This is a genomic window from Streptomyces sp. NPDC001100 (assembly GCF_053598575.1).
This window is the reverse complement of sequence record NZ_JBSFKO010000010.1, coordinates 144,076-163,107: the sequence shown is the minus strand read 5'-3', so window position 1 is coordinate 163,107 and position 19,032 is coordinate 144,076. Positions and strand designations below refer to the sequence as shown.

At 71.8% G+C, this 19,032-nt stretch carries 16 protein-coding genes and 1 tRNA gene; 13 read left to right on the top strand and 4 right to left on the bottom strand.

The window, feature by feature from the left end:
* Positions 1–28 precede the first annotated feature (28 nt).
* The 12 genes from ACWDEW_RS16940 (at position 29) to ACWDEW_RS16885 (ending at position 14,136) form a co-directional block, all read left to right on the top strand.
* A complete protein-coding gene (locus ACWDEW_RS16940; protein ID WP_450513600.1) occupies positions 29–1,621 on the top strand; it encodes a phage tail sheath family protein in 1,593 nt (530 codons plus the stop codon).
* Positions 1,622–1,677: 56 nt separating this feature from the next.
* Positions 1,678–2,121 (top strand): phage tail protein, encoded by a 444-nt coding sequence (locus tag ACWDEW_RS16935; RefSeq protein ID WP_019063375.1) that lies wholly within the window; start codon positions 1,678–1,680, stop codon positions 2,119–2,121.
* The gene (locus ACWDEW_RS16930; RefSeq protein WP_450513597.1) at positions 2,121–2,621 is read left to right on the top strand and encodes a hypothetical protein; all 501 of its coding nucleotides are present in this window, start codon (positions 2,121–2,123) and stop codon (positions 2,619–2,621) included. The genes ACWDEW_RS16935 and ACWDEW_RS16930 overlap by 1 nt, the downstream gene beginning before the upstream one ends.
* Entirely contained in the window at positions 2,618–2,776 is a 159-nt protein-coding gene (locus tag ACWDEW_RS16925; protein ID WP_019075130.1) for a DUF6760 family protein, read from the top strand. Before ACWDEW_RS16930 ends, ACWDEW_RS16925 begins: the two co-directional genes overlap by 4 nt.
* A gap of 3,417 nt (positions 2,777–6,193) precedes the next feature.
* Positions 6,194–6,493 (top strand): hypothetical protein, encoded by a 300-nt coding sequence (locus ACWDEW_RS16920; protein ID WP_450513595.1) that lies wholly within the window; start codon positions 6,194–6,196, stop codon positions 6,491–6,493.
* Positions 6,494–6,580: 87 nt separating this feature from the next.
* Positions 6,581–7,003: a phage tail protein gene (locus ACWDEW_RS16915; protein ID WP_019071368.1), complete on the top strand. Its 423-nt coding sequence runs from the start codon at positions 6,581–6,583 to the stop codon at positions 7,001–7,003.
* Between the two features lie 20 nt (positions 7,004–7,023).
* Complete coding sequence (locus ACWDEW_RS16910; protein ID WP_400972696.1) at positions 7,024–7,743, top strand: CIS tube protein; 720 nt, start codon at positions 7,024–7,026, stop codon at positions 7,741–7,743.
* Positions 7,743–9,650, top strand: a complete 1,908-nt coding sequence (locus ACWDEW_RS16905; protein ID WP_450513592.1) for a VgrG-related protein — start codon at positions 7,743–7,745, stop codon at positions 9,648–9,650. Before ACWDEW_RS16910 ends, ACWDEW_RS16905 begins: the two co-directional genes overlap by 1 nt.
* Before the next feature lie 37 nt (positions 9,651–9,687).
* Positions 9,688–10,134 carry a GPW/gp25 family protein gene (locus tag ACWDEW_RS16900; RefSeq protein ID WP_019071371.1) on the top strand — a complete coding sequence of 149 codons (447 nt, stop codon included), beginning with the start codon at positions 9,688–9,690 and terminating at the stop codon, positions 10,132–10,134.
* A gap of 3 nt (positions 10,135–10,137) precedes the next feature.
* Positions 10,138–12,096 carry a putative baseplate assembly protein gene (locus ACWDEW_RS16895; RefSeq protein ID WP_450513590.1) on the top strand — a complete coding sequence of 653 codons (1,959 nt, stop codon included), beginning with the start codon at positions 10,138–10,140 and terminating at the stop codon, positions 12,094–12,096.
* A gap of 31 nt (positions 12,097–12,127) precedes the next feature.
* Complete coding sequence (locus ACWDEW_RS16890) at positions 12,128–12,694, top strand: phage tail protein (RefSeq protein ID WP_450513588.1); 567 nt, start codon at positions 12,128–12,130, stop codon at positions 12,692–12,694.
* A complete protein-coding gene (locus ACWDEW_RS16885; protein ID WP_450513587.1) occupies positions 12,691–14,136 on the top strand; it encodes an NADase-type glycan-binding domain-containing protein in 1,446 nt (481 codons plus the stop codon). The genes ACWDEW_RS16890 and ACWDEW_RS16885 overlap by 4 nt, the downstream gene beginning before the upstream one ends.
* A gap of 15 nt (positions 14,137–14,151) precedes the next feature.
* Here ACWDEW_RS16885 and ACWDEW_RS16880 read toward each other — a convergent pair whose 3' ends face one another.
* Positions 14,152–14,610, bottom strand: coding sequence for a cupin domain-containing protein (locus tag ACWDEW_RS16880; protein WP_450513585.1), 459 nt, complete (start codon positions 14,608–14,610; stop codon positions 14,152–14,154).
* A 166-nt stretch (positions 14,611–14,776) separates the two neighbouring features.
* On the opposite strand from ACWDEW_RS16880, the gene ACWDEW_RS16875 reads away from it, so the two are divergent.
* Positions 14,777–15,403: a TetR/AcrR family transcriptional regulator gene (locus ACWDEW_RS16875; RefSeq protein WP_450513583.1), complete on the top strand. Its 627-nt coding sequence runs from the start codon at positions 14,777–14,779 to the stop codon at positions 15,401–15,403.
* Positions 15,404–15,409: 6 nt separating this feature from the next.
* On the opposite strand, the gene ACWDEW_RS16870 is transcribed toward ACWDEW_RS16875, so the two are convergent.
* The 3 genes from ACWDEW_RS16870 to ACWDEW_RS16860 form a co-directional block, all read right to left on the bottom strand.
* Complete coding sequence (locus ACWDEW_RS16870) at positions 15,410–17,764, bottom strand: hypothetical protein (RefSeq protein ID WP_450513582.1); 2,355 nt, start codon at positions 17,762–17,764, stop codon at positions 15,410–15,412.
* Positions 17,765–17,767: 3 nt separating this feature from the next.
* A tRNA-Gln gene (locus ACWDEW_RS16865) sits at positions 17,768–17,840 on the bottom strand.
* 51 nt (positions 17,841–17,891) lie between these two features.
* Complete coding sequence (locus ACWDEW_RS16860; RefSeq protein ID WP_450513580.1) at positions 17,892–18,914, bottom strand: lysylphosphatidylglycerol synthase transmembrane domain-containing protein; 1,023 nt, start codon at positions 18,912–18,914, stop codon at positions 17,892–17,894.
* Positions 18,915–19,032: the final 118 nt, after the last annotated feature.

Sequence of the window (19,032 nt, the reverse complement as noted above, 5' to 3'; positions counted from 1 at the left end):
TTATCTCGTACCCCGAGGAGAGCAGAGCATGCCGTCCTACCTGTCGCCCGGCGTCTACGTCGAGGAGGTGGCCAGCGGCTCGCGCCCCATCGAGGGAGTGGGCACCTCGGTGGCGGCCTTCGTGGGTCTGGCCCCGACCGGTCCGCTGAACGAGCCGACCCTGGTGACCAACTGGACGCAGTACGTCGCTGCCTTCGGTGAGTTCACCGACGGGTACTACCTCGCGCACTCCGTCTACGGCTTCTTCAACAACGGCGGTTCGGCCGCCTACGTCGTCCGCGTCGGCGGCACCGCGGAGGGCACCGGCGCCGAGGCCAAGTCCCCGTCCGCCGTGGGAGGTTCGGCAACTCCGGCCGCGCTGCCGCCCGGCGAGCCGGCCCAGCTCGGCACCTTCGCCGTGACGGCCGTGGCGCCCGGCGACCTGACCGTCGAGGTGGCCGACGCCGAGGGCGAGGGACCCGCCGAACGGTTCCGGCTGATCGTCAAGGACGCCGGCCGGGACGTCGAGAGCTTCGACGTGACCGCCAAGAAGGGCGGCCGCAACTACGTCGTCACCCAGGTCAAGGAGCGCTCCAAGCTCATCACCGTGACCGAGTCCGCGCCCGCCGCCCAGCTGGTCCGCCCGGACAACCAGACGGTCGCGCTCAGGGCTCCCGCCGCCACCCCGGCCGCATCCGCCGTCCCCGGCAAGGGAAATGACACGGCGTCACATCCCGGCCCCGGCACCTACCTCGGTGACTCCGCCGACCGCACCGGCTTCGGCGGCCTGGAGGCCGTGGACGAGATCTCCATGGTCGCGGTCCCCGACCTGATGGCCGCCTACCAGCGCGGCGCGATCGACCTGGAGGCCGTCAAGGCAGTCCAGTTGGGCCTCATCGCACACTGCGAGCTGATGGGCGACCGCGTCGCCGTCATCGACCCGCCGCCCAGCCTGAACGCCCGTCAGATCCGCGTCTGGCGACAGGAGACCGCGGGCTACGACTCCAAGTACGCGGCCCTTTACTACCCGTGGATCAAGACCTTCGACCCGTCCAGCGGACAGTCCCGGCTGATCCCGCCGAGCGGCCACATCGCCGGCATCTGGGCCCGCAACGACTCCGAGCGCGGTGTGCACAAGGCGCCCGCCAACGAGGTCGTACGCGGCGCCGTCGACCTCGAAACCCAGATCACCCGCGGCGAACAGGATCTCCTGAACCCCATCGGCGTCAACTGCATCCGCGCCTTCCCCGGCCGCGGCATCCGCGTCTGGGGCGCCCGCACCATGTCCTCCGACCCGGCCTGGCGCTACCTGAACATCCGCCGGTACTTCAACTACCTGGAGGAGTCGATCCTGATCGGCACCCAGTGGGTGGTGTTCGAGCCGAACGACCACGCGCTGTGGGCGCGCATCCGGCGCAACATCTCGGCCTTCCTGGTCAACGAGTGGCGCAGCGGCGCCCTGTTCGGCCAGCGGCCGGAAGAGGCGTACTACGTCAAGTGCGACGAGGAGACCAACCCGCCGGAGTCCGTCGACGTAGGCCGGGTCGTCTGCGAGATCGGCATCGCACCGGTCAAGCCGGCCGAGTTCGTGATCTTCCGGCTGGCTCAGTTCTCCAGCGGCAGCGGGGAGTTGGAGGAGTAGGCGAGCCCCCGTCAGCAAACAGCCAGCCGCCGTAACGCCATAAGGACAGCGAATTCATGAGTCTCCAGCCGGGTGACGCCCTCACCTCACACAATTTCGGCCTGCAGATCGACGGTGTGATGGTCGAATACCTCGCCGAGGTCAGCGGCCTCAGCATCGAGCAGGACGTCATCACCTACCAGCAGAACACCCCCAACGGCCAGAACGTGGTCAAGAACCTGCCCGGCGTGAAGAAGAACGGCACCTGCACCGTCATCCGCGGCATGACCCAGTCGGCCTCGTTCACCCAGTGGATCAACGAGTCGATCTCCGGCCAGATGACCACCGCCCGCAAGAACGCGTCGATCATCATGATGGACTTCCAGAACAACCCCGTGAAGCGCTACCACCTGCGCAACGCCTGGTGCAGCAAGATCGACGCGAGCACGGTGAAGGCGGGCGAGGCCGCCGCGCTCACCGAGTCCGTGACCATCGTGTTCGAAGAACTGGTCATCGAATAATGCGGCGTTCGGGGGCGGCGGCGGGGGCTGCGGGGGCTGCGGCGACGGCGATGCCGGGTGCGGAGTCCGGGGCCGAAGCGGGAGCGGGTCCGCTACAGGCCTCGGCTCCGGCTCCGGCCGTACGGCAGACCCTGCGGACCGAGTTCCCCTTCCAGTTGCCGCGCGGGTACGTCGACGAGTCTGGAACGGTCCACCAGGACGGTGTGATGCGACTGGCCACCGCGCGCGACGAGTTGGTGCCGCTGCGGGACGTCCGGGTGCAGGAGAACCCGGCGTACCTGTCCGTGGTGCTGCTCGGCCGGGTGATCACCCGGCTGGGCTCGGTCCCCATGGTCCACGACGGGATCGTGGAGAACATGTTCGCCTCCGACCTCGCCTTCCTCCAGGACTTCTACCGCCAGATCAACGCGGAGGGCCACACCCGCGCGGCAGTTCAGTGCCCGCACTGCGCGGAACCCTTCGAGGTGGAGCTCGGCGGGAGCCGCCTGGGGGAATCGTGACGTACGCGACCGACCGGCTGCATGAGGAGATCGCGTACGTCGCCTACCACTTCCACTGGAGCCTGGAGGACATCCTGGACCTCGAACACCACGACCGCCGCCGCTACACCGGCGAGATCGCGTCCCTGGTGACGCGAGCCGGGACGGAGGGCTGAGCGGTGGGGTTCTTGGACCGGTTGCGCGGACAGCGGGTCGAAGGGGCGGTGGTGGCCGGCGAGGTGAGTGCGAGCTCCGACTCCGACGGTTCTACGGGTTCTACGGGTCCTACGGGTTCTACGGGACCTGCTGTGAGGGTGGCCGCCTGGCCGGGGCTGGCGCCGATTCGGCGGGCCTCCGCCGCAGGGGCTACCGGGGTGGCCGACGCGGGCTTCGGCGCGCGCCTGCCCACCTGGCAGAACCCGTCCTTCACCGGTACGGGGTTCCGCGCGGTGCTGGACGCGGAGCGCAGTGCCGGGATCGCGGGGTCCGCGCCCACGACGGCGCCGGCACGGGCGGTGCCGAGTCTGGGGCGGCCCGCGGGGGAGCTGCCGTTGGCCGGCCGTGCCGCGCCGGTACCGACGGTTCCGTTGCGGGCCCGTACGAGTGCGAGTGACCTTGCGGGGCGAGGGGTGTCCAGGCCTCTCGCGCGGGGTGGTTCCTCCGCTGTGCGACCGGAGGCGGTGAGGCCGCGTGGGTCGGATCCCGTGGCCGACGCGGTGCGTCCGGCTTCGGGTGTACGGGTGACCCCGGTGTCGTCGGAGCCTTCTCGGTCGGGCTCGTTGACGCGAGCCCGGGCAGGTGCGCCTGTGGTGGAGCGGCGGCTCCCTGCCCGGCGGAACCCGGCTGCTGCCGGGGGTGGTTCGGGGAACGGCAAGGCCGGGGAAGCAGTTGCGGGCGTCGAGGCGCCTGTCCCGTCCGCGGCTCCGGAGACTCCGGGTGGTTGGGGTGATCGGAGTGGGACGACGGGCGTAGGTTCCGGTGCGGCGAAGCCTGCCGTGCAACGCCGACCGGCGGCCAATCCGGCTGCGCCGCAAGGTCCTTCGCCCCGCTCCGCGACTCCGCAGGCGCGTCCTCCGGCAGGGGGCGGTGACGAGTCCGTCGGCCCCGCCCCGACGCCATCGACGGCACTGGGCAGCCCTCGCGTTTCGACACCCGTACACCGCGCGCTGCCCGTTTCCGCCCCGCGCGACGGCGGCTCCGGCGAGCCCCGCTCCCACACCCCGGCGGCAGCGCCGCGCGCTGCGGAATCGGGGAACACTCCACCCTCTGGTCCTACGGCACCTCCCGCGCACCGGGTACCCCTCGGCGCCCCGCTCACCACACGCCCGAACGAGACACGGCAGCCAACGCCGCATCCGACCGCTCCCTCCGCACCGGCCGGGACAACCAACGCCCGCTCTCCGCAGGGCAATTCGGCCAGGGCTCCGGGCACGGTCCCGGCGTCGGCGTCAGGTTCGGCAACACCCGCCCGGCCTTCACCCTCGCGGGCTGTCGACTCCTCGGCTCCGGCGGCGCTCACCCCTGCCCGGCGCCGCTCATCTCTCGGTGCCCCCGTCACCACGACACCCGCGGACGCCAAGCCCCTCACCGGTTCGCCGATCCCGCCGGCGGGCACCGGGCGCCGTACGGAACAGGGCCCGGCGATCCAACGCAGTGTGGCCCCGAGCACGCCAACGCCGCCTCCGCAGGGATCCTCGGCCGCACCCCCTTCAGCCACCACCACGTTCCCGACCACCGCACACCCGCCCGGCACGCACCGGCCCGCCGCAGCCCCGGCGACACAGGGGCCGGAGCCGGTGACCCGACGGGGCCTCGCCCCAAGTACGCCCGTACCGTCAGCGCAGGCCTCCTCGGAAACCACGCACCCGAGCACCGCGCCCCGGCCGATCGGAGCCCCGGCCGACTCGACTGTTGCGCGGACCCCGGCTTCGGAGCTGCCGATTCAGCGAAGTGCGGTTTCCGGCGCACCTGTTGGGCCCGCGAGCACCGAGGCGCGGTCGACCGGAGTTCCGGTTGGTTCAGTTGTCTCGTCGACACCGGGTTCGGGATCGGCGATTGAGCGAAGTGCGGTGCCGGGCACGCCTGTTGTGCCTGCCGCGCAGGTTCCGTCGGTTGCTACGCGTCCGGGTGCCACGCCCCGGCCGATCGGAGCTCCGGCCGACTCGACTGTTGCGCCGATACCGGCTTCGGAGCTGCCGATTCAGCGAAGTGCGGTTTCCGGCGCACCTGTTGGGCCCGCGAGCATCGAGCCGCGGTCGACTGGAGTTCCGGTTGGTTCAGTTGTCTCGTCGACACCGGGTTCGGGATCGGCGATTGAGCGAAGTGCGGTGCCGGGCACGCCTGTTGTGCCTGCCGCGCAGGTTCCGTCGGTTGCTACGCGTCCAGGCGCCACGCACCCGGCTGCCGTTCGCCCGACCACCGCAGACCGACCGACCGAGACCCCGGCCGGTTCGACACCCCGGCCCATATCGAGTCAATCGGGTCAGAGGCCGACGGTCCAGCGAAGCACGGCCCCCAACACGCCTGTACCGCCCCCGCACACTCCCTCGGCCGGCGCCCTCTCACCCACCGCGCCCCGGACGCCCGCAGCCCCGGTGGTGAGCCCGTCCCCGGGTCCGCTTCAGTCGTCGACCGAGACCCCGTTCTCGTCCTCGGGTCCAACCTCGTCAGGGGTCGGTCCCCGACCTCCGGTTGTGACTCGGACCTCGGCGGTGACTTCGCCCTCGCCCGTGGGCCCCGACCTGTCCGGACCCCCCGCCCCAGCCGGACCCCGACCCTCGGTCCTGCCCCCACCCTCAGCCGCGACGGCGTCCCCAGCCGCACCCGCGCTCTCGGCCGTCCCCCTGCGCTCCGCCCCGATCCAGCCTCGCGTCACGAAGCCGACTCAGGTCGGCCCGACCGCACCCGACCTCACACGTCCCCGCGCGACTTCCTCCACAGCACCTGCGCTCGCCGCGACCCCTCCCACTGCACCCCCGCTCACGGCGACCTCCCCCATCGCGCGCTCCCTCACCGCCCATCGTTCAGCTCCCCACCCCGCCCTCACCCCCGCGACACCGGCCCCGTCCACCGCCCAGCTCCCCACCGAGCCCCCGCCGCAGCGCCTCTCACCCCAGTCGCGCTCCGCCCCCACCCCCGTACAGCGTCACCGCCGTACACCCCCCGACAGGCCCGCGACTCCCGCCGGTCGCACCACACCACCCACACCCGTAGTACCCGCAACTCCCGCAGCCCTCAGCACCCCCGGAGCCCCGCTCACCCCCGTACTGCCCAGGACCTCCGGCCTCTCTGGCCTCTCCAGCTTCTCCGGCCTCTCCACCACCCCCAAACCGTCAAGCACCCCCGCCCTACCCGTAGTACCCCTACGGCCCGCCACCCCCGCACCTCACACCCCCCTCCCGGTCTCCACCCCCCTCTCCACCTCACCCACCCCCCTCACCCACGGACCGGCAACCCCCGGCCACCGCACCGCCGCCCCGCCCCACCCCCTCCCGGTCCAGCGCAGCCTCTCCTCCGCGGTCTCCTCCACCCTCAACCGAGTCCTGCCGGCCAGGAAGGCGCCCGGCGCCCGCACCACCGGTACCGGTACCGGTGTGGCCACCGGCATCGGCGCCACCCTCGGCCCCTCCGTCGCCCCTGCCGTTCCCGCCGCCGCCCCGCCGCCCGCCGTACCTCCACCCCCCTACTCCTCAACCGCCGTCGCCACCGCCGCCGCATCCCCTCCCCCTGCCTACGAAGCCATCCCCGCCGGCCAGTTCGACCCCCGTGACCTCACCGACTTCCAGCTCGACGAACTCGTGCACCGGATCATCGGTCGCATCACCCGCCTGATCCGCACGGAACTCCGCCTGGACCGCGAACGCATCGGCAAACTCCGCGACCCCCGCCACTGACCGCCATGGCATCGCAGCGCATCACCGCACCGAACCCCACCGCATCACCGCGTCACCGCACCGCAACGACAGAAAGGCCCACCCCCGATGTCCCGCCTCGACCCGGGCTCCACCATCTGGTTCACCCTCAGCATCGACGGCGAGAGCCTCGGCTACTTCAACGGGTGCGAAGGGCTGTCGTCGCAGGTGGAGATCGAGCACCGGCAGGAAGGCGGCAACAACGGCTTCGTATGGCAACTCCCCACCCGCGTCACCTTCTCCACCATCCGGCTGACCCGCCCGCTCACCCCGGACACCTCCAAGGTCGCCAAATGGATCTCCTCCGTGCAGACCGGAATCAGGCGTCCCACCGGGCAGATCGCGGCGCTGCGCGCGGACGGCTCGGAGGTAGCGCACTGGGGGCTGATCGACGTGCTGCCGGTGAGCTGGCAGGGTCCCTCCCTCGATCCGGCCGGGCCCGCCGTCGCCACCGAGGTGCTGGAGATCGCCCACCACGGGTTCACGGACTAGGCGGGAGCGGGAGACACACCATGGCCACCAGCAAAGGCGCGGGCAAGAGCCTCGTCCGGGCGAGCCTCGCGATTCATGAGCCGCCCGTCGGGGGCAGTACCACCCCGGGCGGACTCATCAAGACCTTCGCCTTCGACTTCAACCCGGCGCAGTTGTCGCTGACCCGCCGCGCCCAGTGGAAGACGACCCCGGCGCAGATCGAACGGGACGGCTCACTACCGGAGTTCATGGGTTCGGAGCCGCGCGAGATGGGAGTCGAGATCTTCCTCGACTCCTCCGACGAGCCCTCCAGCAACTCCGTGCTGAAGAAGGTCGAGTCGCTGCTCGCCTGCTGCGATGTGACCACCAAGTCCATTGCCGCGAAACAGCCTTCGCCGCCTTGGGTGGTGTTCCAGTGGGGGTCGTTCTCCACCGCCCGCTTCACCGCCTACGTCTCCTCCGTCGAGGCCGCCTACTCGCTCTTCGGGACGACCGGCGTGCCCATCCGCGCCACCTGCCGGCTGCAACTGCACGAGATCCCGAGCAACACCAAGGGCCAGAACCCGACTTCGGGCGCGCTCACCGCCCGTCGCGTGCACCGGGTCGTGGCAGGCGACTCGTTGCAGTCGCTGGCCTGGCGGGAGTACGGCGACTCCGCCGCCTGGCGGGCGATCGCCGAGGCCAACGGGATCGACGACCCGACACGGCTCGCGAACGGTGTCGAACTGGTGCTGCCCGCCGCCGAGGAGGTGCGTTCCTGATGGTGAAGTCCGCGTTCTCGAATGTCGTCGAGGTGAAGATCGGCGGGGCCAAACTCCCTTCCGAGTACGCCCGTTGCCTCGTCGACAGCTACGTCGACCAGGGCGTCGGCGTCCCGGCGGCCTTCCGGCTCACCTTCCGGGACCCGTACCGCCTCATCCTCGGCAAGCTCGGTGTCACCTTCGGCACGAAGGTCGTCATCGCGCCGGTCGCCGACGGACAGGGCGCCTCCGATCCGCTGCTCACCGGTGAAGTCACCGGACTTGAGGCCGACTACGACGGCACCGGCACCTTCACCGTCGTCCGCGGCTACGACTTCGGGCACCGGCTGCTGCGCCAGCGCCGGGTCGCCGCGTACCGCAACCAGAGCGCCTCCGACATCGCCCGCAAACTCGCCGCCCAGGACGGGGTGCCGATCGGGCGGATCACCTCGACGCGCACGGTGTACGAGTTCATCTCCCAGTCCAACGTGACGGATTGGGACTTTCTCGCCCGGCTCGCCGACGAGAACGAGATGGTCATGTCGGTCGACGCCGACGGCAAGTTCCAGTTCGTGGAGCCCAAGCCGTCGTCCGGTGCGCCCTCGCCCGACACCGACGGCGACAAGAGCCCGTTCGTGCTTCAGGCCGGGCACGACATCCTGCGGCTGCGGGCCGCCGTGACCGCCGCCGACCAGGTCGCCACCGTCGAGTCGCGCGGCTGGGACGTCACCACGAAGAAGAAGCTCACCGCGACCGCGCCCGGCGCCTCCAACCCGGCCATCGGCATCGGCACCACCCCGGGCGCGGCGGCCGGCAAGTTCAAGACGGCCAAGCTGGTCGAGACGGGCACGCCCTACGACAAGCAGACCGAGGTCAAGTTCGCCGCCGACGCCCTCGCCGACGACGTCACGTCCTCCTTCGCCGAACTGGAGGTCGTCGCCCGCGGAAATCCCAAGCTGCGCCCGGGAGTTCCGGTCGCGCTGGCCGACGTGGGCACCCCCTTCGAGGGCAAGTACACGGTCACCTCCGTACGGCACGTCTTCGGCGACGGCAAGCACTACGAGACCTGGGTGACGGTCAGCGGACGGCAGTGGCGCTCGCTGTACGGGCTCGCCTCGGGCGGCTCGGAGACCGCGCCCCGGCTGCCCGGTGTCGCCAACGCCCTGGTCACGGACGTCAATGACCCGCTCAAGCAGGGGCGGGTCCGGTTGCAGTTCCCATGGCTCGACGACACCTACGTCAGCGACTGGACGCGGACCGTGCAGCTGGGCGGGCTCGGTGGCGGCGGGGTGTTCCCGATGGACGTCAACGACGAGGTGCTGGTCGCCTTCGACCGGGGGGCACTCGACCATCCGTTCGTGATCGGCGGGCTCTACAACGGCAAGGACAGGCCGACCGTCGTGAGCGATGTGCCGTTGCACGACGCGGTGCGGAAGAAGGCGAGCCGGCACACCCTCTCCGACCGGGACGGCAACCGGCTGGACCTGCTCAGCCAGAAGACCGGCGGCCGTAAGCAGGGGGTCCGACTGACCTCCGGGGACAAGCAGTTGACGATCAACCTCGACCGCACCAACACCGAGATCGTCGTCGACAGCAAAGGCGCGGTCACCATCAAGGGCAGCCGGTCCGTGTCGGTGGAGGCCGGAACCGACCTCACGCTCAGCGCCCGGCGGAGTCTCACCATCAAGAGCGGCGGGCTGCTGACCATGGAGGGGCGGGGGCTGGTCAACATCAAGTCGACCACCGGAGGCATCACGTTGGACGCCATGGGCGCCCTCAACATGAAGGCGATCGGCAACGCGATGCTCACCGCGGGCGCGAGTGTCCAGATCAACTCCATTGCCAACGTGGGCATTCGGGCCGTCACCGTGCCGATCATGGGCGTGGTGACCCTCAACGGTCTCGCACCGGTGGTGCTTCCGGCATGAGCGGACCGACGGACGAGAAACAAGCGGGTGTTGAGTGATGGCCGAACAATTCGTGGGCTCCGGATGGTCGTTCCCGCTCCGCATCGGGCCGACCGGCGGGATCGCGCTGGTCAGCGGGGAGCGCGAGGTCGAGGAGGCGATCCGGCTCGTGCTGTCCACCGCGCCGGGCGAGCGCCCGATGCGGCCCGACTTCGGCTGCGCCATCCACGACCTGGTCTTCGCACCGGTCAACGAGCAGACCGCCGGCCGTATCCAGCACGAGGTGCACGTCAGCCTCGACCGCTGGGAGCCGCGCATCGAGGTCGAGGACGTCGAGGTCACCGCGGGCACCGAGCAGAGCGTGCTGTACATCGACGTGCGCTACTCGATCCGCGGCACCAACAACCCGCGCAGCCTCGTCTTCCCCTTCTACGTCATCCCGTCCCACGACGAGCCGGACGACACCCCCACCGCGCCCGGCACGGCTGCTGAAAGCGACTACTGACCGATGGCTCTGCCCTCCCCGAACCTCGACGACCGGCGCTTCCAGCAGTTCGTCGACGACGCCAAGCGCTACATCCAGCAGCGCGCCCCGGAGTGGACCGACCACAACGTCTCCGACCCCGGCGTCACCCTCGTCGAGACGGTCGCGCACATGGCCGACCAGATCGTCTACCGCCTCAACCGGGTACCGGACAAGAACCACTTGGCCTTTCTCGACCTGGTCGGCATCACGCTCTTCCCGCCGTCCGCGGCCCGTACCGACGTCACGTTCTGGCTGTCGGCGCCTCAGGAGGAACCGGTGCAGGTGCCGCTGGGCACCGAGGTGGCGACGATGCGCACCGAGGGCGAGGAGGCAGTCGTCTTCGCCACCGAGCGCGAACTCGCCGTCGTACCGACCGCGTTGCGGCATCTCGTCGTGCAGCACCGGGGCAAGCAGGTGGTCGACCGGACCCACGACCTGGCCGAGGGCAACCATGTGATGTGCTTCGCCGAGTCGCCCGACCCCGGCGACTCCATGCTGTTCGGCCTGACCGCGGCCGTCCCGCACTGCGCCCTCGCCCTCGAACTGGACAGCCGTGTGGACGGAGTCGGTGTCGATCCACGCCAGCCGCCCCTGGTGTGGGAGGCGTGGACCGCCGACGGCTGGCAGGCCTGCGAGGTGGACCGCGACGGCACCGGCGGCCTCAACCGCCCCGGCGCGGTCGTCCTGCACGTCCCCGGCGGCCACACCCTGTCCCGCAACGGCGGCCAGGAGGCCGGCTGGCTGCGCTGCCGCGTCACCGAACCCCACCCCGACCAGCCCTTCTACACCACCTCGCCGACCGTCCGCTCCGCCGAGGCCTTCACCATCGGCGGCACCACCACCGTCGTCCACGCCGACACCGTCCACGACGAGGCGCTCGGCGAGTCCACCGGCCTGCCGGGGCAACGGCTGAGGCTCGCGCACACACCGGTCGTCGGCGACAACCCGCCGCTCCTCCTCCAGACCGCCGAGCACGAGGGCTGGACGGACTGGCAGGTCGTCCCGCACTTCGCCGCCTCCGGCGCCCACGACCGCCACATCACCCTCGACGCGGCCACCGGAGAACTCGCCTTCGGCCCCGCCGTCCGCGAACCCGACGGCTCCCTGCGGCAGTACGGCATGGTCGCCCCCAAGGGCTCGGTGATCCGCGCCCGCCGCTACCGCACCGGCGGCGGCCGGGCCGGCAACGTGGCGCGCGGCGCCGTGCAGATCCTGCGCAGCTCCATCCCGTACGTCTCCGAGGTCGTCAACCGCGAGGCGGCGCGCGGGGGAGTGGACGGCGAGACGGTCCAGGAGGCCAAGACCCGCGCCCCGATCACCCTGCGCGCCCAGGAACGGGCGGTCACCCTCCGCGACTACGAGGAACTGTCCCGGCGGGCCGCCCCCGAGACCGCCCGCATCACCTGCCTGGAGGGCGACGAGGAGGAGCACGGGGCCTACGCCGTAAGGGTGTTGGTGGTCCCGCAGGCCGTCCCCGACCCCGGCGGACGGCTCCGCTTCGAGCAACTCGTGCCCGGCGACGCCCTGTTGGAGCGCATCACCCGGCATCTCGACGAACGGCGGCTGATCGGGACCCGGTTGGCGGTCGGCCCGCCCTTCTATCAGGGCGTCACCGTGGTCGCCACGGTCCACGCCTTCCGGGGCGTCGACACCGACCGGGTGCGCCGTCAGGCCCACGACGCCCTCTACCGCCACCTCGATCCGCTCACCGGCGGATCGGACGGCAAGGGCTGGCCGTTCGGACGCCCGGTGCAGTCCGGGGAGGTCTTCGCGGTGCTCCAACGCGTGCCCGGCGTCGAGTTGGTCGACGAGGTCGTCCTGCACCCCGCCGACCCCCTCACCGGAAAGCGCGGCGACCCCACCGACCGTATCGACCTGGAGCGGCCGTCACTGGTGTTCTCCTTCGACCACCGCGTCCGCGTGATCGGGGACGGCGCATGAGCACGACCAAATCCCCGACAGGAGGCCCGCGTTGAGGGGATCAGTGGACGGCCTCGGCTCCTCCGCGCCGATCGGTGCCATGCTGCCCGCCGTGTTCGCCGACGACGACCTCGCCCAGCGTTTCGTCGCGGGGCTCGACGAGGTCGTAGCGCCGATTCTGAGTGTGCTGGACTGCCTCGACACGTACTTCCGGCCGTCGCTCGCACCGCTCGACTTCGTTCAGTGGCTGGGTAGTTGGGTCGGTGCGGAGACCGACGGCAGCGAACCGGAGGCGCGGTTGCGGGCCGCCGTGGCCGCCGCCACGTACCTGCACCGCATCCGCGGCACCCGGCGCGGCCTGGCCGAGGCCGTCCGGCTCGCCTTCGGTGCCGAACCCGAGATCACCGAGAGCGGTGCCGCCGACTGGAGTGCCCGGCCGCTCGGCCCGGTTCCCGGCGAACGCAGCCCCCGGCTGCACGTACACCTGCGCCTGCCCGCGCCCACCACCCTGGACGCGCACCGCCTCGACGCCCTCGTGGCGGCCGCCCGCCCCGCCCATATGCCGTACACGGTCCAGGTCACCACCACCGTGCCCGCCGAAAGGAACCCCGAGAGATGACGACCACCCAGAGCTGCGCCGAATGCGGAACCCGCGCGGAACCGGGCCAGTCGTTCTGCGACGCCTGCGGGGCCGTCCTGAGCTGGACGGACCGCGCGGGCGCCCGTGCCGGTGCGGCGGCCGAACGCGGCGAGGGCGCCAACGGCACCCCGGCCGGTGGTGGCGACCCGGGCTGGGACGCCTACTCCCGGTCCGACCCGGCCGGGGTGCCGCAGACGCGCCGGGACCTGCCGATCACGAACGACACCGGGTCCAACAGGGTTCCGGCGCAAGGGAGTTCGGCCTCGGACGACCCCGCGGCCCGACTCGACGCCCTGTCCCTGCGGCTGGACGCGATGGCCGCCGAGTCGTACGGCTCGGCCGGCACGGGCACCCCGCAGGAACCGGCGAACGGCGACGCGTCCCACCCCGCGACCCGCCTGGACACGGACCCGGCGGCCGCCGCGGGTCCGCCCCGGGCCCCGTATCCGTCCCCGACCCCCGCGCCCCACGTTTCCCACGACGGGACCGTCCCCACTCGGCCAGTGCCTGCCATCGCCCCGGAGTCCGAGGCCGAGCGCGCCCGGCGTCTCCTCGTTCCGGTCGACGACCCCGAGCCCCGGCAGGCTCCCTCCGTGGCGCCGGTGCTGCCCGGTCGCCCGGTGGCCGCGCGTCCGCAGTCTGTGCGGGCACCCGGTGTCGAACCCGGCGCGGTCGGCGGAGTGCCCTGTCCTTGGTGCGCGACGGCGAACCGGCCGGACCGGCACTACTGCGCCCGGTGCGCGATGCCCATGGCCGGTGAGGAGCAGGTCGCCGGCCGGCTGCCCTGGTGGCGGCGGCTGCTCACGTTCCGCAGCGGCGAGATCCCTTGGGCGGGGGACCGGCCCCGGCTGCGCCGTACCTTCGACCGGGTGCTGACCTGGATCGGTGCCGCGGTCGTGCTGACCCTGCTGATCGTGCTGGCCGTCAACATCCCGCGCGGTGTCCAGGCGGCGAAGGACCACTTCTCCAAGCGTGCCCCCGTATCCCCGGACCGGGTCACCGCCTCCCGCTCCTTCCCGGGCCACAAGCCCGAGTTGGCCTTCGACAAGCTGAACAACACCTGGTGGGGGCCGGGTCTTTCGCAGTCCGGCGAGGGCCAGTGGCTGGAGGCCAAGTTCGACACGCCCACGCGGCTGCTGGACGTGCTGATCACTCCGGGGGTCTCCACCCGTGCCGACCAGCTCAGCCAGTCGGCGCTTCCGCACCGTGTCGAGGCCAGGATCACCACGGCCGACGGAAAGACGACCACTCGCCAACTCTCTCTCGACCAGGGGGCCGGAGCCCAGCGCCGGGCCTTCCGGGTCGGTGACGTCACCTCGGTGCGCTTCACCCTCGAATCCGCCTACGGAACCTCGGGAAGCAAGCAAGTGGCCATCGCCGAGATCGAGTTCTTCGGCCCGTCGAACTCGGGCGGCTCCTGAGGTGCGGCGACCGACTCAGGCGTAGTCGGTCGCCGGGACCGTGGCGTAGTGGCTCATCATCTCGATCGTCGACTCGGTGTCGAACTCCCGGCCGCCGGCGATCATGTCCCGCAGGTCCCGGAAGTACTGCACGAACAGGTCGGGCGTGAAGGTGTTGATCATCACGGCCGGTTCGTCGCCGGGGTTGGCGAAGGTGTGCGGGGCGCCGGGCGGGATCATCGCGAGGGTGCCGGCCGGGGCGACGTGGACGGTCTCGCCGACGGTGAAGTGCACGGTGCCGGAGACGACGTAGAAGCCCTCGTCGTGCCGGCCGTGGCGGTGCTGCGGCGGGCCCTGGGTGTGCGGGGCGAGGGTGATCTCGCCGATGCCCAGGCGGTGGCCGGTGGTGCTGCCGTCCTCCAGGATCCGCATCGTGACCGGGCCCAGACGGATTCTCTCGCCGTCGTCCGGACCGACCACGGAAACCTCGTTCATCTCGAACTCCCTTGTGTTCGGCGCGCGTTGTGCGCCCAAAGGAGAGTAGGACAGCAAGCTGGGAACTCTCGTCGTGCAAGTAGACTCTCATGACGAGAGTTTGTCGTGATAAAGTGCGGAAGGGACGGCAGGCAGCGACGAGCGAAGACGGGGATGTGACGCATCGATGGCGACAGCGCAGACGGACACGGGCCGCAGCAATCAGAAGAAGCGCACCCGTACGGCGATCGTCGACGCGGCCCGGGTGCTGATCGGCGCGGGCAGCGAGGTGACCATGCCCGAGATCGCCCGCGCGGCCCTGGTCTCCGAGGCCACCGCCTACCGGTACTTCCCCGACCTTCCGTCGCTGATCGGCGAGGCCCTGGCCGGTGTCTGGCCCGACCCGGCCGAGGCGCTCCAGCCGGTCGCCGACTCCCGCGATCCCGTCGAACGGGTCGCCTACGCCTGCGAGTTCCTGCTGCGCGGCATCCTGGCCCGCCAGGGCGGGGTGCGCGCCATGATGGCCGCGACCATCGTCCGCCCCGACACGAAGAGCATGCGGCCCGGGATCCGTTTCGGCCTCATCGACCACGCCCTCGCACCCCTGGACGGCACCCTGGGCGTGACCGACCCGGACGCGTTCACCCAGCTCAAGCGGAGCCTCGCGGTGGTCGTCGGCGCGGACGCCCTGTTCACCCTCACCGACCAGCTGGGGCTCACCCCCGACGAGGCCGTCGCCAGCGCCGTGCGCACCGCGGCGGCCCTGACGGAGGCGGCGGTGCGCACGGCGGCGGAGGGCCAGAGCCAGGCCTGAGACCCCTCAGCTGTCCTTCGCCGACCGCACGGTCGGGTCGCACGCCAGCCAGTGACCGTCCGTGGTCCAGCCGAGCAGCCGACGGGCCCGGCCCCGGTCCGCCGTACCGTCCGGGCCGAAGCCACCGCCGTCCACGACCAGCCGCAGCCCCGCCAGGGCGGGCGCGAGACGTGCCCCGACGTGGTGAGGACGACGGCCCGTCTCCGCGTCCAGGTCGGCGAGCACGCGCCGCTGCTCGGCGGGCGGGCAGAGCGACAGATGGAACACCAACTGCCGCCAGGCGTACGCCGCGTCCTTGATCGTGGCGTACGGCCGGGGGTTGCGGTGCACCCGGCCCGTCAGCCCGCACACGGTCACGAAACAGCGCCGCGCCAGCTCGGCCCAGCCCGGCTCGGGCGCGATGCCCACCCGGTGGACCAGGGTGGCCAGGTTGTGCGTGGTCAGGATCTGCGACTGCTCGATCACCTTGCCGTTCTCCGCCACCCAAGAACCCTGAGAGGCACCGGACTTCGGCCCGGCGGCCGGTGCCGAGGACGCCGCCCCGGCCCGCTCCGCGCACAGCCGCGCGAACCCCGGAGAGGTCCGGGTCTTGTGTGAGCGGTCGCCCGCCTCGGTGATCGCCAGCTCACGGATCGCCGCGTAGTCGATGCCGTAGTACCGCTCGTACAGCGAACCGCCGAGCAGCTCACCCGCGATCCCGGCCGCCACCAGGAACTTCGGCCCGAAGGCGTTCATGAAGATGTCCGCGGCCAGCTCCTCCACCAGCGGAGCGCCCAGGCCGGACTGGCGCGCGAGCACGCCGAGTTCGCGCACCAGCGGGTTGGGCAGGATCGTCCCCGGGAACCCCTGCACGGCCAGCTCGCCCAACTGCCGCAGCACCAGGGCCGCTTCGGCCGTGCCGTCGCCGCGCTGCGCGACGACCGCCCGCACCCAGGGCAGTTCCTCGATCCGGACCTGCCGCTCCAGGTTGAGCAGGAGCAGCGAACGGCGGTTGCGGAACGCGCGGTAGTTCGCCGCCATCAGCGTCCGCAGCGCCTCGTCCTCGTAGGCCCGCGCGCTGGTGACGGCCACCAACCGCGGTACCAGTTCGGCCAGTACCTCGGCCGACGGGACGACTCCCCGCTCCACCAGGACATCGACCGGTGCGCTCAGCGCGCCCTCGACCAACCGCCTTATCACGGGCGGAAGGTGAGAACCGGCGGGGACGCCGGTCTCCCGCTCCTCCGGTGCGGACACCGGGGCGAGTACGCGGGCGAGATCGGCGATGCCCGACTCCTGGGGCAGCACGGCGAGCCGCCGCAACGTCACCTGCGCCAGGGCGTGATGGGAGGGCAGAGCGGCCTGGGCCCGCTGTGCGCGCCGTAGTTCGGTGTGCGCCGACGATCCCGGCAGACCGCGCCGCCGCACCATCGACGCGACGGCGTGCCGCAGCAGCCCGAGCCGGCGCGCGTCCAACTCCCGCCCGGCGACGGCCTCCTCCAGCGCGCCGCGCAGAATGCCCAGATTCCCCTTCGGGCTGCGGTGCTTTCCGCAGCGGGTGTGCTCCTCGGCCAACAGCCGGTAGCGGCTCAGCAGTTCGCCGCCGCGGGCCAACCAGCTCGCGTCCGGGGTGAGTTCGAGAACCCGCCCGTCCGCCCCGCCCGCCGTCTCCAGCCAGTGCGCGAGCAACTCGTCCCCGAACGGCTGCCAAACGGCGAGCGCCTCGCGCTGCGCCTCCACGGCCGCGTTCGGGCGCCGCCGGACCAGCCTGTTCACGGTGTCGTCGACGGTACGGCGGTGCAGCGCGTCGGTGTCGTCCGAGGCGGCCCGGCCGGTCAACGGGCGCGGCAGGAACCGGAGTTGACCCGCGAACGGCTCCAGCTCCGCGACCAGGTCCAGCGCGGCGGCCGTCTCCCCGTGCCGCACCAGCCAGGCCATGGTGAGCAGCGCGCCCTCCTCCGGCACGGTCACCTCGTACCGCCCGCTGTTCAACTGCCCCCAGAGCCAGGTGAGTCCGGTGTCGGTGAGGCAGTGCGCGAACAGCGCCCGCCGGTCCGCGGGCACACCGAAGCGCTCCGCGAGCCTGATCTCGTAGGGCTGGAGCGGGCCGCCCGCGCCCGGGGTACCGGTGGCGAAGCCGCCGCGCACCACCTCGGGGGTGACCCAGGCCGGAAGCCCGGCCACCGGGGTGCGCGAACCGATCGTCAGCCGCCCGCCCGCCATCCCCGCGAGCACGGCACGCCAGCGCCGGGCGCGGCCCTCCGCGCGACGCCGGGTGTCGGCGTCCTCGTGGGTCAGCGCGGTCGTGAAGGCCTTGGCCAACTGGCCCAGGGCATAGCCGGGGGCCGCGGTGAGGTGCTGCTGCTCAGCGTCGTCATCCATAAGCCGACGTGGCGGGTACCGCCCCCGCGCCCTCCGGGTCCAGAGCCCGGTGCTCTCCTGACTGAGCTACACGCCGATGAGCAGCGACGTTAGAGGTGGCAGGGGCGGACGTACAAGTGGATTTCGGTCACAGCACCTTCCGGTGGACCAGCGCCGACAGCAGCAACGCCCCCGGCAGCAAGGGCAGCCACACCGTCAGGACGCGGTAGCCGATGACGCTCGCCGTGGCCACGTCCATGGGGGCGCCGAACGCGACCATCGTGAACACCGTGGCCGCGTCCACGGGACCGATCCCGCCGGGGGCGGGCACGGCGCCGACCGCGGTGCTGGCGGCGAGGAACGCGAGCACCACCTGCGCCCAGGACAGCGGCATGCCGAGCGAGGCCCCGACGGCGAAGATCACCGTCGCCTGGAGCACCGGAGCGGCGGCGGCCCCGCCCCACAGCGCGAGGATCCGGCTGGGCATGGTGTGCAGCTGCCGTACGTCCGTCAGGGCGGTGCGGACGCAGCGGAGGACCGGGCTGCGCAGCCGGCGTACGGCGCACAGCAGGACGGTGACGGTGGTGAGAGCGGTCGCCAGGCTGCCGACGGCGAGGAGCAACGACCAGCCCCTCGGGGCGAGTTGGCCGAAGCGCAGCATCTCGGGGAAGGAGATGAGGAAGACCAGCAGCACCAGCGTCTTCGCGATCGGCCGGACGAGTGAGTAGAGGGCGAGCGAGGCGGTGGCGCGGGGGAGGGGGATGCCCTGGCCCTGGAGGAAGCGCAGCGTGACGGCGTGGGCGCCGATGCTGGCCGGCAGGGCGTGGTTGGCCGCGCCGGCCGCGAACTGCGAGGCGATCAGCAGACCGGTCGGCAGCCGGTCCGGCACGGCACCCTGGCGGACCAGGGCGGCGGTGCCCCAGCCGAGGCAGGTGAAGAAGAAAGCGGCGAGCAGCCACCAGGGGTCGGCGGAGGCGAGCCGGGCCGTGCCCTCGTACATGGCACGCCAGTCGACCGCCGCCCACACCCCGATCAGTACCAGGGGCAGCAGGGTCAGGACCTTGGTGGCGAGGCGCGCGGAGGGGAGTCGGAAGGGGACGGGGGCGGGAGTGGGGCCGGTGGTGGAGGCGGGGAGCGGCCCGGGGATGTCTTCGAGCGGAAGCAGGGACACGAGGCGAAACGTTCCCATCCGGTATGACGCAGTGGTGTCGGGAAGCGGAAGGGGTGCGGGCGACTGGGCGAAGCGGATGGCTCACAAGAAGTGTAGTCGGCGCCACATCATTGCCTGA